This window comes from Candidatus Izemoplasmatales bacterium, from assembly GCA_041649275.1.
In the GTDB taxonomy this organism is placed as follows: Bacteria; Bacillota_I; Bacilli_A; order Izemoplasmatales; family Hujiaoplasmataceae; genus UBA12489.
This window is the reverse complement of the sequence record JBAZNL010000001.1, coordinates 506924-522049: the sequence shown is the minus strand read 5'-3', so window position 1 is coordinate 522049 and position 15126 is coordinate 506924. Positions and strand designations below refer to the sequence as shown.

Here is a 15126-nt window from a genome sequence, read left to right as displayed (position 1 = left end):
GATGTCGTTCACCGCCGACGTCAAGGCCGAACTGGCCAACGCCCGCGATTCAGCCTGTTGCGCCCGCGCCGAACTGTCGGCGCTTCTGGCCGTGGGCGGCGCGGTCGAACTGCGCCGGACGGGACTCGCCCTGACGTTCCAGACGACCAACAACGCGGTCGTCAGGAAATTTCTGAAACTATTGAAGGAGCGTTACAAGGTCGAGCCGCTGACGATGACGAAAAGGCGTCTGAACCTCCAGAAGAACGACATCTACGTCGTCGAGATCGAGGAGCGGGTCCAGAACATCGTCGACGATCTCGTCCTGATGAACAGAAACGCCCTCTTCTTCCAGGAGGTCGACGATTCACTCGTCGCCAAGGAGTGCTGCCGCAGGGCGTACCTGCGCGGCGCCTTCCTCGCCGGCGGATCGATGAACTCGCCGGAGACGCCGACCTACCATCTCGAGATCCAGACCTTCTCGGAACGGCTGGCGGAGAGCGTCGCGAAGCTCGCGAACGGCTTCGACCTCGGCGCCCGGACCACGAAGAACCGCCGTGGCTGGATCGTCTACGTCAAGGAGGCGGAACGGATCTCCGACTTCATGCGCGTGACGGGGGCGACGAACGAATTGTTCCGCTTCGAGGATGCGCGCATCAAGCGCGATTTCGCGAACTCGATCAACCGCGTCATGAACTGCGACATCGCCAACGAGGAGAAGGCGCTGAAGGCCGCCCGCGAACAGCTCGAACTGATCGCGAAGATCGAGGCCTTCAAGCCGCAGGACATGCCCAAGAGCCTCGCGGAGATCGTCTTCCTGCGCAAGAAGTATCCGGAGTCGACGCTCGTCGAACTCACGTACGCCGCCGAGGAGCATTTCGGGAAGATGCTTACGAAGTCGGCGATCAACCACCGCTTCCGCGCCCTCAAGGACTATCTCGTCGAACTCGAATACCTCCGGGAGGAATCACGATGATCCGCGGCATCGGCGTCGACATCGCCGCCGTCGCGCGGTTCCGCGCGATCGATCCCGCCCACATCCTGTCACCCGGGGAACTGGAACTCTACGCCGCGTTCGGAATCCCGGAGAGGCGCGCCGAGTTCCTCGCCGGCCGCTTCGCCGTCAAAGAGGCCATCATCAAGGCCGCCCCGACCGGACTCTCGATCCGATCCATCACCGCGATCCATGTCGGAAACGACGTGAACGGCCGCCCCTACCTCGCGTCCGGACAGTTTCCCGAAGACCGGGTATGGCTCTCGATCTCGCACGAGGGGGACTACGCCGTCGGTCTTTGCGTGATCGAATCGAAGTGAATCGTGAGGTTTTCGCGACGGCCTCATCTTGTGCTTGCAAAAGCGGTCAAAAGAAGGTATCATTATTAATGCTAATCTTCAATCTGGGGTGACCATCATGGCGACTTACGCGAAAGGCTTCAAGAAGCAATCCGGAGAACTCCTCCTGCTCAAGATCATCGTCGGACTGATCGGCTTCGTGCTCGTATCCGTCCTCGTCATCTTCCTCTACGACCTGACCGTATCGGTCGGCAGCTACGACGACTACACGCACATCACCAAGTACGACGAAGTGCTCACGCAGACCGTCGACGCCGCGCAGGTCCAGGACTACATCGTCTATTTCTACAACGACACCTGCGAGAACTGCGTCGCGATCCAGAAGGACGCGCTCCGCCTCGTCTCCCGCATCAACAAGAACGACACCGTCGTCTATTTCGTGAACACCGCCGAGATCACCGAGGATACCGCCGGCGACAAGGACGCCTTCCTCGGCGTCATCAGCCTGAGCTCGCTCAGGACGCCGATGCTCGTCGTCGTGAACGACGGCGAATTCTACGAGACCGCGATCGGATCGACCGCCGTGCTCGAGATGCTCGAACTCGTCAAGACCGGCGACTACGCCCCGTTCAACTGAATCCAGCCTTCCAGAACCCCGGAGTTGCGCTCCGGGGTTTTCTTTTTTCCCTACCGCGAAATGGCCCCGGTGTGGTATAAATAATATGAAGACATTCGACCGAAGGTGGTTCATCATGGATTACATTAACGATGCATTGATCGCGCGCGTCGCCGGCGATCTCAAGGTCAAACCCGACCAGGTGAAGACGGTTCTCTCCCTTCTCGGCGAAGGCAACACCGTCCCGTTCATCGCCCGCTACCGCAAGGAGGCGACCGGTTCGCTCGACGAGGAGCAGATCCGGACGATCGAGAAGGAATACGAATACGGCGTCTCGCTCCAGAAGCGCAAGGACGACATCAGCCGTCTGATCGACGAGAAGGGGCTTCTGACCGACGAACTCAAGGCCGCAATCGCCGCGGCGACGAAGCTCGTCGACCTCGAGGACATCTACCGCCCGTTCAAGGAAAAGAAGAAGACGAAGGCGACCGACGCGATCGCCAAGGGTCTCGAGCCGCTCGCGAAGGCGATCTACGCCTTCCCGAAGGACAAGACCCCCGAGGATCTCGCCGCCCCGTTCGTGAACGATGCCGTGGCTTCGGTCGCGGACGCCCTCGAAGGCGCCGGATACATCATCGCCGAATGGATTTCCGATGACGCGAAGCACCGCAAGTGGATCCGCGACTTCACCTGGAACAAGGGCACCCTCGCGACGAAGATCAAGAAGGACGCCAAGGACGAACTGCAGGTCTACAGGAATTATTACGATTACAGCGAGCCGATGAAGCAGGTCAAGCCGCACCGGATCCTCGCGATCAACCGCGCCGAGGAGGAGAAGGTCGTCTCCGCCGACGTCATCGTCGAGATCGGCGACGTCCACCTCCACCTCGAGGAAGAGATCGTCGGCGGCCGGCGTTCACCGTCCGTCCCGCTTGTGCAGGACGCGATCAAGGACGCCTACAAGCGCCTGATCGCCCCGGCGATCGAAAGAGAACTGCGCGGCGAGATGACCGAGAAGGCCGAGGACCAGGCGATCAAACTCTTCGCCGAGAACCTGAAGGCGCTCCTCCTCCAGCCGCCGATGAAGGGCAAGACCGTCCTCGGCGTCGACCCCGCCTACCGCACCGGATGCAAGTACGCGGTCGTTGACCCGTTCGGCACCTTCAGGGCGAAGGGCGTCGTCCATCCCCACGAAGCCTACGTCGGCCAGCGCGTCAATCCGCGCCAGGTCGAGGAGGCGAAGAAGGAGATCAAGGACGTCGTCGCGAAATACGGCGTCGACGTCGTCGCCATCGGCAACGGCACCGCCTCGCGCGAGACCGAGGCGTTCATCGTCGAGGTTCTGAAGGAACTCGACCGTCCCGTCTTCTACGTGATCGTGAGCGAAGCCGGCGCCTCCGTCTATTCCGCCGGCGAGATCGCCCGTGCCGAATTCCCCGACTTCGCGGTCGAGGAGCGATCCGCCGTCTCGATCGCCCGCCGCATGCAGGACCCGCTTTCCGAACTCGTCAAGATCGACCCCCAGGCGATCGGCGTCGGCCAGTACCAGCACGACGTCTCCCAGGCGAAGCTTTCCGAACGCCTCGACTTTGTCGTCTCCTCGGCCGTGAACGAAGTCGGCGTCAACGTCAACACCGCCTCGGCATCGCTCCTCCAATACGTCTCGGGTCTCAACACCGCCGTCGCCTCGAACATCGTCAAGCACCGCGAGGCGAACGGTCCGTTTTCCGACCGCGAGGCCCTGAAGAAGGTCGCGAAGCTCGGTCCGAAGGCCTTCCAGCAGGCGGTCGGCTTCCTGCGCGTCCCGGATTCCGGGAACCCGCTCGACAAGACCCCGATCCACCCCGAATCCTACGACACCGCGCTCGCGGTCCTTTCGCACCTGTCGATCGATCCGTCGATGCTCGGCACCGAGGAGACGAAGCAACGCATCGCCGCCGCCGACCGCGGGAAGGTCGCGTCCGAACTCGGCCTGAACCCGGTCACCGTCGAAGACCTGTTCGACGCCTTCGCCTCGCCGTCGCGCGACCCGCGCGACCGCTATCCGCAGCCGCTCCTCAAGAGCGACCTCCTCAAACTCGAGGATCTGAAGGCGGGCATGGAACTTCAGGGCACGGTCCGCAACGTCGTCGACTTCGGCGCGTTCATCGACTGCGGGATCAAGGAAGCCGGTCTCGTGCACATCTCGAAGATGGTCAAGCGCTACATCAAGCACCCGCTCGAGGTCGTCTCCGTCGGCGACATCGTCAAGGTCTGGGTGACCAACGTCGACCTCGACCGGCATCGTCTCCAACTGACGATGCTGCCTCCGGAAAAGGGCGACACGTTCGACCGATAGGTCCGCGCGCGGCGAGTCGCCGCGAGGAAGGGAGGAGAAGCGATTGCGATACGATTTCATGATGGCGGCGCTGCTCGTCGCCTTCGCCACGTTTCTGATCCTCGGGGCGGTCTATCTCCTGACGCGGCGGGAACCGATCCTCGGACTGAAGCTGCTCGCGGCGTTTGCGCTCATGAACGCCGTCTATTCGATCGCCTACGCCGGCTATCTGCTTTCTGACTTCGAGACGCACATGATCGGGTATCTGAAGATGATGTACTTCGCGCTTCCGTTCATGATGCCGGTATGGTACCTGATCTCGATCCAGCAGCGTTTCGACAAGCGGATGCTTTCGACGTGGAGGACGGCCGTGCTGTTCGTCGTTCCCGTCCTGGCGACGCTTGCGATGATGCTCTACCCCGACGCCGTGACCGCCGACACCTCGTGGATCCGGACGCTCTTCTTCACCGGTCACGATGTCGCCACGCTTGCCGGCGAGGGCTGGAGCGGATTCATCGGAATCCATTTCGCGAAGGGAATCCTCTATTACGCGCTCGTCGCCTTCACCATCCTGGTGGCGTCGCTCTCCTGCATCAACTTCCACGCGATGATCCGCCGGCGCGAGGGCATCGCGCGGCGGCGGGCGCAGTTCATGTTCGCGATGGCGCTCGTCGCGCTTCCACTTCTGGTGCTCACGACGGTGAGCCGGGATACGGTGCTCGTCGACTTCTCCGCCTTCTTCACCGACGCGATCGCCTTCTCCGCCTTCCTCGCCCTCTTCAAGTACGAGATGTTCGACCTGATTCCGGCCGCCTACTACGAGATCTACCGGAAATCCGAGTATCCGATCGTCATCCTCGACGGATCCCACGCCGTGGTCGCGCTCAACGCGGCCGCGGAACGCGCCTTCGGAAAGCGCAAGAACGGCGAATCCGGCCGCCTCGACCTGGTCGCGCTGCACGGCGGCGACGCCGCGGCGCGGGAACTCGTCGCCGGGAGGGATGCGGAACTGTCGGTATCGGTCGAAGGCAAGCCGCGGCATTACCGCGCGTCGCTCACGCTCCTCGGTCGATCCCGGAAGCGGCCCACGGGATCCTTCGTCGTCTATCAGGACGTCACTTCCCACAAGGACGAGATGCGCCGGATGGAACAGATGGCCGCCTACGACGACCTCACCAAGATCTACAACCGCCGCTATTTCTTCCGGAAGGCGACGGAAGCCTTCGACCAGGCCGTCGCCTCGCGCGCGAACGTGCGGCTGATGATGTTCGACCTCGACGACTTCAAGGAAGTGAACGACATCTACGGTCATCAGGCGGGCGATTCGATCCTCGCGCAGCTCGCCAAGGTGGTCACCGGCCTGCTCGGACCGGACGACATCTTCGCACGGTACGGCGGAGAGGAGTTCGTGATCTTCCGCAGGAACGTCGACGAGACCGAGGCGAAGGAACTCGACCGGCGGATTTGCGACGCCGTCTCCACCCACGCCTTCACCTACCAGCGGCGCATGATCCGGGTGACCGGATCGTTCGGCGTCGCCGGATCGCGCGGGACGGTGAACAAGCCGCTCGAACGCTACATCAAGGAGGCGGACGACGCGATGTACGTCTCCAAGAGCGTCGGCAAGAACGCGGTCAGCTATTCGGCGGACCTCAAATAGGGCTCTCCCGTCTTGTTTTCGCATTCAAATGATATATAATAAAGACAAGAACGGACTTCCGGGTCCTTCCTTAATGAAAAGGGGGCTATAAGATGGACAAGAAGAAATTCGCATATGGTTGGCTGCTGAAATGGATTCTCGCGGCGATTCTGATCGCCGTCGGAATTCTGGTCATGTTCCAATCGCAAATCGTCTATATCATCACCGGCATCGCGATTACGATCTTCTCTCTCTTCCGGGTATATCCTTTGATGAAGACCCTGAAGAAGGAAGTCCTGCGGACGATCAACCTCTTCGAAATCGTGTTCGACACCATCATGGGAATCCTCATGATTTTGGCTGTTGCACTGTGGTGGCCGGCTCCGGGAGCGGAATCAGGGAACTTCTGGTATGAAAGCTATGGGTACTTCGTAGCCGGGTTCCTGTATCTTCGCGCCTTCATCTATTTCATATCGATGTATTTCTTCGGAGAGAAGAGCGAACCCGCGAAATTCTGGGCTCATCTCATCTGCATGACACTCGCTCCCGCGATTCTCGTCCTCGAGATTTTGAACGATGCCGGCATTCTTGGCGTCATCACATGGGTCCTCCTGATCATCTCGGTCATCGGTGGTTTGTACCTTGCGTATGACGGATACAATGGCGGCGGCGGCTATCGGATCTACCGCCAGAACTCCAAATCGCTCCAGGAACAAAAGGCCAAGAAGGCTCCCGTCGAGAAGGAAGTCCCCAAGCCGCAGCCTCAGCCCGAGGAAGCGCCGAAGGAAACCTACATCAACTGATTCGTTGACAGTCGACCCGATTTAAGGTATCATAAGAGGGCCGACTGTTTTTTACGGAGTAATACTCAAGTGGTGAAGAGGCGCCCCTGCTAAGGGCGTAGGTCGGGAAACCGGCGCGAGAGTTCAAATCTCTCTTACTCCGCCATGAAGCGAAAAAAGACGCAGAGCGAACTCTGCGTCTTTTTGATTGTCCGGAAGCTATCTGGCGTTCGCCCGGTACAGGGCCTCGAAACGTCTCGCGACCTCGGTGATCGCGATCGGATCGTATCCGCGGATGCCGGAACGGATCGTGTCGTGAAGCGGTTCCTTCCAGTGGTCGGGGATGGCGGAGGCGCCGACGAGGGCGCCGACGAACGACCCGACCGTCGCCGCGTTGCAATCGGTATCGAGGCCGAAGAGGGCGGCGGTGCCGATCGCCTTCGAATAGTCGCGGCCGCCGTGGAGGATGGCGGCGAGGCAGACGCAGGCGTTGTTCACGGCGTGGGCGGGATCGTAGTCGAGCAGCCGTTCCCAGACCCTCCCGACCATCGTCTCGGTGTCCGTTTCCGCCTGCACGATCGCGATCGTGCGCACGAGCGCCTCATGCAGGCGCGAGGTTGCGGGAATCACGTCGAGCGCCTGCGCGACGCACGCGTCGATGTCGTCCGTGACGAACGCCGAAGCGATCAGGGCGGCGAAGAACATCGGTGCGTAGACGCCGTTCTTGACATGGGAGAAACGCGCCTCACGGGCCGCGAGCGAAGCGGCGAGGAGGGGATCGCCGGCGGCGGCGTAGGCGTAGCCGTCGATCCGGATCGTCGCGCCGATCCATTCGCGATAGGGATTCATGTGCATGCGCACGTAGGAGGCGTCGGCCTCGGAAAGCGGGCCGACATCGCCGCCGAGATGGGTCGACACCTGGGCGAAATTGAGATATGCCTGCGTTTCGGCGGTGCAGACGTCGCGATAGCCGAGCAGTTCGTGCCAGAGTGCTCCGACGTCGCGATCCGAAAACGCGAAGCCGTGGCGTTCGAGCCGTTCGAGGGCGAGGAGGGTGTAGCGGACGTCGTCGTCGGTCTCGACGAAGGCGAGATGTTCCTTCTGGCTCTTCGGACAGACGACGTGAAGGTCCGAAGCGTCGGAGGATGCGGGCACGTAGTCGCGGATCGGATACTGTCCGGCGCCTTCGAACCAGCGCTTCACGTTCTTCCATCCCGGACGTTCCTTCGTCGATTCCCAGAAGTACGGACCTGTTTCGAGCGGCTTTCCGAGCACGCATCCGGCCATCCGTCCGAGGACGGCGCCGAGGAACGCGTCGGATGAGGGCCTTTTCGTCCGCGGGAGGACGTCCTTCGTCTCCGCCGGCAGACCGGTCGGATCGTCGGGTTCGACGTAGGGATAGTCGCGGCGCCGCTTCGAACGGCGAAGCAGGTCGACGACCATCCCGAGCTTGTCCGCGGGCATGGTTTCTAGATACAGAGAAGCGTCTTCGACGCGGACGTCGAGACCTTCTTCGTACAGCTGTCGCAGTTCCTTCTTCAGGATCTGGCCGATGGGTTCCCAACCGGGCATGCGGATCGCCTCCAGGATGACCTGCCTTCATTATACCATCCATCGATAAAAATCAACAGTATATTTTTGCATTCACCGGTCAAGCGAATTTTGTTGCTTGAAAGGGGATGTGTTGATATAATGGTTAAGGACGATTCGACGGAACCGTCCCCACGGAGAAGTACCCAAGTGGCTGAAGGGGCTGGCTTGGAAAGCTAGTAGATCGGTAAAACGGTGCGGGGGTTCGAATCCCCCCTTCTCCGCCATCAGAAATCGGACGCCCGCCCTGAAAAGGCCGGCGTTTTTTCTTGAATTCATTGGACTCGACGTCCGCGACCTTTCCTTTTCGCGCGTCCGATGGTATGATGGTCTCGACCATGTCGTCCTTGCGAGCCGGAAAGTTCCGCTTCCGACCGACGGCTCGCGATGCGTCGACCATGAAAAACCACTCTCAGATCGATCCCGGAGGAATCCCATGCCCTATCCGTTCTATCGCTACGGCTCCAGACCCCAAGAACGCAAGACCCCGTCCGGCCCGACGCCGCTGCCGTCGCGCTTCGTCGTCCTCGACACCGAGACGACCGGCATCGACCCGGTCAGGGACCGCATCGTCGAGATCGCGATCCTGACGTACGCGAACGGCGCCTTGGCCGACACCTACGGGATCCTGATCCATCCCGAGCGGATGATGCCGCCGCAGGCGACGGCGGTGAACGGCATCACCGACGACATGCTGATCGGGCAGCCGGCGTTCCACGAGGTCGCCTTCGACATCAGGGAACGGATCGACGGCGTCACGATCGTCGGCTACAACGTCGATTTCGATATCCGTTTCCTGACGGCGTCGTTCGAGCGTCTCGGACTCTCGATCGACCTGTCGCGACGAATCGACGTCCTGGCGCTCGCGCGTCGCGCGTTGCCTTACGGGACCGTCGAGAATCATAAACTCGAAACGATCAAGCGGCATTTCGGGATCGCGCGCGGTTCGCACCGCGCCACGGACGACTGTCTGACGACCTACGACATCATGGTACGATGCCGCGGCGCCGTCGAACGCGACTGAGGCGCTTTCCCCATGAATGACCGACATGTGCCCATTCTGACGAAACGCATCGTCGCGACATCGGCGCGATTCCATGCGGTCGCGGGAGCCAGGGGGATCGCGCGATGAAGACGTTCAACCTCAAGGAAGGAATGCCCTCGACCGCCGTGGCGGTCCTGCGGCTAAGGAACGCGATCCGCTACGCGAAACCGGAGAAGATCGTCAAGATCATCCACGGGTACGGCTCCCACGGCGTCGGAGGTGCGATCCGGGACGCGGCTCGCAAGGAGCTGGACGCCATGCTCGCGGAAGGCAAGATCGTGGCATATGTTCCGGGCGAGGCGGTGAGCGTGCCGATGGGGTTCGACGATGAGATCCGGCGTTACCGGATTCTGCTCTCCGGCGATCCCGATTTCCGTCAGGGCAACGACGGGGTCACCTACGTCATGCTTCCGTAAGCGACGCCGATTCACATCAAGTCAACGAACGAAAAGGACCGCTCCATCCGACCCTCGAGGGTCGATGGGACGGTCCATTGTTTTGCTTCAGTCCTTTGCGGGATCGACGACGTCCGCCATCCCGGGCGTCTTCGCCCAGACAGTCTCGGCGCGCGTCTTCCAGGCGTCGAAGCCGTCGGCGCTTTCGGGATAATCGCCGTAGAGGTTCGTGATGACGTCGCCGTTCTTCATCGCCCGCAGGAGCGAGGCGACGGTTCCGACGCGGATCCGGAAACTCAGAATTCCCCAGAGCAACCAAAGCGCCATCCTGACCATCTCCGCGCCGGAGAACGATAGCGGCTTGTCCTCTCCCATCGCCGCGAAGGACTTGGCGCTGAAGACGACGTCGTGTCTGAAGAAGAACTCGTTCTCCTTCGGCGTGGTCGAGACGGCGCCCACGAGCGTCGCCAGCATCCCCGCATATATTTTCCCCTGACCGGCGTAGTAGCGCCTGTTGATCGGCCAGAGACGGTCCCTGGTCAGCGGACCGCCCTCGCGCAGAAGTCGATCGACGACGTCGACGACGATGTCCGCCTGCACCATCGACGAGGTGACGCCCTCACCGGCGTGCGGCTTGGTGAGGCAGGCGGCGTCACCCATCGCGACGAAGCCGTCGGCGACGAACGAGTACGGGGGGCGACGATACGGGGTCGTTCCGCGTTCGACATGGTCGAGCGTGCGGCGGGGCAGTTCGATCGCCGCCTCGAAGCGGTGGTAGATCCTGTCGGCGTACTCGAAGCTGAAGTTGGCACCGACGCCGAGGATCGCGCCGCGGGGGTCGGCCTGGGGCGCCTCCCATGTCTTGTAGAAGGTCCAGGAGCGGCTCGACTTGACGAAGTCCTTCTCGTCGAGGTAGGTCACGTAGCGGAGGATCACGTAGAACATGTCCTTCGGACCGATCGCGAACGTCTCGACGCCCGCTTCCGCCGGCAGCTTCCCGCGGGCGATCGAGGGTATCCCGGAACAGTCGGCGACGAGATTCGCGGTGATCGTCCGTTCGCCGCCGGCATCCGCGATGCGGGCGCCGGCGATCCGGCCGTCGGCGTAGGCGAAGTCGACGAAGCGGGTTTCGTACAGGAATTCCGCCCCGGCTTCCTTCGCCCAGCGGTTCATCCTGAGGGTGTAGCCGTGCATATGCATCCCGACCACCGTGCCGAAACCTTCCTTCGGATGGTTTCCGAAGGCGGACAGGGCGCGGCTGCCGGTGAAGCGGAACGCCAGATCCTCGCCGGCGACGGGCTCCGGAAGTCCGAAGCGTCTGAAGTCGGGTTCGGCGATGTGGAAGATGTCGTACTTCGATCCGACCCGATCCTCGGGCTGGATCTCGACAACGACGACCCGGTGTCCCCGTTCGGCGAGCTTGCGGGCGACATAGCTGCCCGTGGTGGCGCCGCCGACGACGAGGACGTCGCAATCCCGTTCCATCTCCGCCCTACTTTCCCGAGGCGCGGGCGGCGCGCTGGACGGCGAGGTCTTCGACCAGCCTGGCGTGCGTCTTGCGGTCGATCGGATAGCGGATCAGAAGGGGGATGCAGACGAGGAGCAGGATCGCCGGCATCACCGAGAACATCAGGCGGATGCCGAGCAGGGACGTCTCCGTCTGGGCGACGTTGTCGACGTAGCCGAAGATCTTGAGACCCCAACCACAGATGGCTGCGCCGAGCGCCCCGGTGATCTTGCCGACCATTCCCCAGACGCCGTAGTAGACGCCTTCGCGGCGTTCGCCGGTCATCAGTTCATCGTATTCGATGACGTCGGGCATCATCGAGTGCGGACAGACCCATTGGGCGGAGAAGCCGAGACCGGCGACGACGGCGATCGCGTAGATGATCATCGAGGCGACCGGGGGCAGGAAGAAGGCGATGAGCAGCGCGACCGAGGCGATGCCGATGCCGAGGGCATAGGTCTTCGCCTTGCCGATCCGGTCCGCGACCATCTTGCAGGGGACGAGGCAGAGGGCGAGCGTCCCGAGCATCAGAAGCATGATCAGGGACGTCGAGGATTCCATCGCGATCTGGTACTTGATGTAATAGGCCATCATCGTCGTCACGAGCATGAAGGCCACGCTCATGATGCCGGAGATGAGCATGAAGCGTCGGAACGGCTTGTTCTTGAACGTGGATGCGAGCGAAGACAAAGGCGGGAACTTCGACGGCGTGTCGTCGACGACGGGTTTCAGATCCTTCGAGAACGCGGGAATGAGGATCGTCGCCGCCGCGAGCAGTCCGAACACGAGGCCGACGGCGCTCCAGGCGACGCGGGGACTCACGCCGGCGACGTTTCCGACGATTCCCGCGATCATCGTGGTGATGCCCGCGCCGAGGATGTAGCCGACGACGTTGAAACCCATCCGGACCGTAGCGAGGCCGGTGCGCTCGTCGTAGTCCGTGGAAAGCGATGCGGTCATCGTCGAATAGGCGATGTTCACGAACGTCTGGAAGGTGTCGAAGATGACGAAGGTGCCGAGGATCGCGAAGAAGGCGGCGACGTTCGACATGCCCTCCGGCAACGAATAGACGAGCCAGAAGGAGAGGGCGAGCGGAATCGCCCCGAACATCAGATAGGGACGCTGACGACCCCACTTCGTCTTCGTCTTGTCGATGATGAAGCCGAAGAGGCCGTCGTTCACCATGTCCCAGGTGAGCTTCCCGACGAGCATCGCCGTGCCGGCGACGGCGGAGTCGATGCCGACGACGTCCGTATAATAAAAGAGCATGTAGAACTGGAGCGAGGCGATGACGATCGACATGCCGAAATCGCCGACGCCGAAACGGACCTTCTTGCCGAGTGAGAGTTTTCCGCTGGTTGCCATGCTTATCTCCTTGGGTGCGACAGGCGTCGTGCGCCCGGTCGTTTTCTCTATTATACGATATGCGCGCGGATGATGAAAGCGCATCCAAAGCATTCGGCTACGAAAAAGGCGGGGTATGGAAATGGACGGCACACGATGATGATGAAAAAATTATAATAATATGTTGACAATAGTGTATGGCGTACAGTATAATGGTGATCGAGGTGGAAACATGATCGATAAGTCGTTGCTCGAAAACATGAAGGCCGAACTGCGCAGGGGCACCCAGACCCTCGCGGTCCTCTCGCAGCTCGCGGCCGACCAGTACGGATACTCGCTTCTCCAGCGGCTCGAGGAGAAGGGCGTATCGATCGAGGCGGGGACCCTCTATCCCCTGCTCAGAAGGCTCGAATCCCAGGGTCTTCTGAAAAGCGAATGGGATACGACCGAAAGCCGCCCGCGCAAATACTACCTTCTGTCGGATGCGGGAACCGAGATGTACGAACTGTTGAAAGACGAATGGAACGCGATCGTCAAGGAAATTGGCGGTCTTCTCGAAGGAGCGAAATGAACATGAAGGACCTGATTGCCAGATACGTGTACGACGTCACCCGGAGGCTTCCGGAGAACACCCGCGAGGAAGTCGCGAAGGAACTGAACGCGAACATCGCGGACATGCTGCCGGAAAACCCGACCGAAGAGGACATCGTCGCCGTCCTTCGGAAACTCGGTGAACCGCGCGAACTCGCCGCCGGCTACCGCACCACCCAAAGGTACCTGATCTCCCCGAAATGGATGGACGAGTACCTGATGGTCCTCAAGATCGTCATGATCGTCTTCGCCGCGATCTCGCTCGTGTTCACTCTCATCGAGACGCTGACGGCACCGGAAGCGACGACCCTCATCGGGATCATCGGCGAAGCCTTCGGGAAGACCCTATCCGAGGTGCTCGGGAGCCTCTTCCGCAGCTTCGCCCTGGTCACCCTCGTCTTCGTCGCGATCGACCGCTACGGCGCCAAGTGCGATCCCGATCCGTGGAGCCCGAAGAAACTGCCCGAGCTGCCGAAGGACAACGTCCGCAGGATTTCCAAGACCGAATCGATCATCGGGATGATGATGGCGGCCATCTTCGGATCGATCTTCGCCTACCTGCTCATGAACAACCAGCTCTACATCGCCTGGTTCGACGAAGCCGGCTGGCAGGCCGGTGAAGGCATCCCGCTCTTCACCGACGCCGTCATCCGCACCTTCCTGCCCATCTACGTCGTCTCCGTCGTCATCACGATCGCCGACCACGCGGTGAAACTCAAGGTCGGCCACTGGAACCTCGCGACGGCGATCTCGCATACGGTCGAACATCTCGTCTCGATCGTCGTGATGATCGTGTTCGTCAACACGCCGAACCTCCTCAACCCCGCGTTCCTTACGGAAGCGGCCGCCTTCTTCGAATCGCCTTCCGTCGCCGTCCTCGAGGACGGCATCACGAAGGGCGCCACCGGCATCGTCACGCTGATCTCGATCTTCGTCGCGATCGACCTGATCTCGACCTGGATCAAGGCCTTCAAGCCGGCGCGTCGTCTGGGCAAGTAATCGCCGCAGAGCATCGAATGGAACCGAATCCGAAACAGGAAGATGCCGACGGACGCGAGAATCGTCCCGTCGGCATCCTTTCTTTACGCTTCACCGCATGCGAAGCGCAACGGGCCCGCCTCCAAGATGTCCATGCCCGCGTGGGTCGCATCGGATGACCGGCAGACACCGGCACGAGACGACTTTCTTCCATCACGCGATTGTGATATAATCTTCCGTAAAGATTCATGGCGCTCCATCGCGGATGGAGCAGGGAGGCATGGCATGCGCGACTTCTTTTCGGCAACGACGGGAATCCCGTTCGAGGCTTTCGGCATCTATCATCTGATCGTGCTCGCCATCGTCGCCGTTTCGGTCCTTGGTCTCTACCTGGCGCGCGAACGACTGCGTCGATCGCCGCGCGAGCGCATCTTCCGCATCGTCCTCGGCTGCGTCGGGATCGCCTCCGAGGTCTCGCTCCATCTGTGGCAGATCATGAACGGCATCTGGACCTTCGCCGACAGCGCGCCGATCGCGGTCTGTTTCTTCAGCCTCGCCCTCGGCGTCTTCGTGATGTTCACGAAGTCCCGTCCCGTCTTCGAGATCGCGTACTTCTGGGCGATCGGCGGCGTCGCCTCGATCCTGTTCCCGGACATTCCGTACGGACCCGACCGGTTCCGTTTCTACGAATACCTGATCGGACATCTCTCGTTCTTCCTCATGTTCATGTACATGCTGTTCGTGCACGGCTATCGTCCGACGCTCCGTTCATTCGCGAAGAGCGCCCTGATCCTGCTCGGAATCACCCTCTTCGTCGTCTATCCGATCGATCTGCTGACGGGAGCGAACTTCCTCTTCCTGCTCGATCCGGCCGGCACGCCGTTCGAACTCCTGTTGCCGCTCACGGGGGAGGCGTTCTACATACCGGGCGTGATCCTCACGGCGGCGATCGTCATGGGACTCTGGGGGCTGCCGGCGCTCGAGCGCGGGAAACGCGGCGGAAAAGATCGCATTTCCGCTTGACGGAATCGGACGGCCGTACTATAATGC

Annotated in this window: 14 protein-coding genes and 2 tRNA genes; 13 read left to right on the top strand and 3 right to left on the bottom strand. The window is 61.4% G+C overall.

The window, feature by feature from the left end; all coding sequences use genetic code 11:
- Nucleotide 1: 1 nt before the first annotated feature.
- The 7 genes from whiA to WC509_02440 all read left to right on the top strand — a co-directional run bounded on the left by whiA (nucleotide 2) and on the right by WC509_02440 (nucleotide 6792).
- Nucleotides 2–955, top strand: a complete 954-nt coding sequence (whiA, locus tag WC509_02470) for a DNA-binding protein WhiA (protein ID MFA5006314.1) — start codon at nucleotides 2–4, stop codon at nucleotides 953–955.
- Complete coding sequence (locus tag WC509_02465; GenBank protein ID MFA5006313.1) at nucleotides 952–1293, top strand: holo-ACP synthase; 342 nt, start codon at nucleotides 952–954, stop codon at nucleotides 1291–1293. Before whiA ends, WC509_02465 begins: the two co-directional genes overlap by 4 nt.
- A 97-nt stretch (nucleotides 1294–1390) precedes the next feature.
- Nucleotides 1391–1909 carry a hypothetical protein gene (locus WC509_02460; GenBank protein ID MFA5006312.1) on the top strand — a complete coding sequence of 173 codons (519 nt, stop codon included), beginning with the start codon at nucleotides 1391–1393 and terminating at the stop codon, nucleotides 1907–1909.
- Between the two features lie 115 nt (nucleotides 1910–2024).
- Complete coding sequence (locus WC509_02455) at nucleotides 2025–4226, top strand: Tex family protein (protein MFA5006311.1); 2202 nt, start codon at nucleotides 2025–2027, stop codon at nucleotides 4224–4226.
- A gap of 43 nt (nucleotides 4227–4269) precedes the next feature.
- Nucleotides 4270–5865: a diguanylate cyclase gene (locus tag WC509_02450; protein MFA5006310.1), complete on the top strand. Its 1596-nt coding sequence runs from the start codon at nucleotides 4270–4272 to the stop codon at nucleotides 5863–5865.
- A 92-nt stretch (nucleotides 5866–5957) separates the two neighbouring features.
- Nucleotides 5958–6647, top strand: a complete 690-nt coding sequence (locus WC509_02445; protein MFA5006309.1) for a hypothetical protein — start codon at nucleotides 5958–5960, stop codon at nucleotides 6645–6647.
- A gap of 55 nt (nucleotides 6648–6702) precedes the next feature.
- Nucleotides 6703–6792 (top strand) — tRNA-Ser (locus WC509_02440).
- Nucleotides 6793–6845: 53 nt separating this feature from the next.
- On the opposite strand, the gene WC509_02435 is transcribed toward WC509_02440, so the two are convergent.
- Nucleotides 6846–8198, bottom strand: a complete 1353-nt coding sequence (locus tag WC509_02435) for an ADP-ribosylglycohydrolase family protein (GenBank protein MFA5006308.1) — start codon at nucleotides 8196–8198, stop codon at nucleotides 6846–6848.
- A 154-nt stretch (nucleotides 8199–8352) separates the two neighbouring features.
- Between WC509_02435 and WC509_02430 the strand changes: the two genes are divergently transcribed.
- From WC509_02430 to WC509_02420, 3 genes are all read left to right on the top strand, one after another.
- A tRNA-Ser gene (locus WC509_02430) sits at nucleotides 8353–8443 on the top strand.
- Between the two features lie 209 nt (nucleotides 8444–8652).
- Nucleotides 8653–9240: a 3'-5' exonuclease gene (locus WC509_02425; protein MFA5006307.1), complete on the top strand. Its 588-nt coding sequence runs from the start codon at nucleotides 8653–8655 to the stop codon at nucleotides 9238–9240.
- A gap of 104 nt (nucleotides 9241–9344) precedes the next feature.
- Nucleotides 9345–9677 (top strand): Smr/MutS family protein, encoded by a 333-nt coding sequence (locus WC509_02420; protein MFA5006306.1) that lies wholly within the window; start codon nucleotides 9345–9347, stop codon nucleotides 9675–9677.
- An 87-nt stretch (nucleotides 9678–9764) separates the two neighbouring features.
- On the opposite strand, the gene WC509_02415 is transcribed toward WC509_02420, so the two are convergent.
- Both WC509_02415 and WC509_02410 read right to left on the bottom strand, forming a co-directional pair.
- Complete coding sequence (locus WC509_02415; GenBank protein ID MFA5006305.1) at nucleotides 9765–11141, bottom strand: FAD-dependent monooxygenase; 1377 nt, start codon at nucleotides 11139–11141, stop codon at nucleotides 9765–9767.
- A 7-nt stretch (nucleotides 11142–11148) separates the two neighbouring features.
- Complete coding sequence (locus WC509_02410; protein ID MFA5006304.1) at nucleotides 11149–12528, bottom strand: glycoside-pentoside-hexuronide (GPH):cation symporter; 1380 nt, start codon at nucleotides 12526–12528, stop codon at nucleotides 11149–11151.
- Nucleotides 12529–12739: 211 nt separating this feature from the next.
- Here WC509_02410 and WC509_02405 point away from each other — a divergent pair, with 211 nt between their 5' ends.
- The 3 genes from WC509_02405 (at nucleotide 12740) to WC509_02395 (ending at nucleotide 15099) form a co-directional block, all read left to right on the top strand.
- Entirely contained in the window at nucleotides 12740–13078 is a 339-nt protein-coding gene (locus WC509_02405) for a PadR family transcriptional regulator (protein MFA5006303.1), read from the top strand.
- A 2-nt stretch (nucleotides 13079–13080) separates the two neighbouring features.
- Nucleotides 13081–14097, top strand: coding sequence for a hypothetical protein (locus WC509_02400; protein MFA5006302.1), 1017 nt, complete (start codon nucleotides 13081–13083; stop codon nucleotides 14095–14097).
- Between the two features lie 264 nt (nucleotides 14098–14361).
- Nucleotides 14362–15099 (top strand): TIGR02206 family membrane protein, encoded by a 738-nt coding sequence (locus tag WC509_02395; GenBank protein MFA5006301.1) that lies wholly within the window; start codon nucleotides 14362–14364, stop codon nucleotides 15097–15099.
- The last annotated feature ends 27 nt before the right edge of the window (nucleotides 15100–15126 follow it).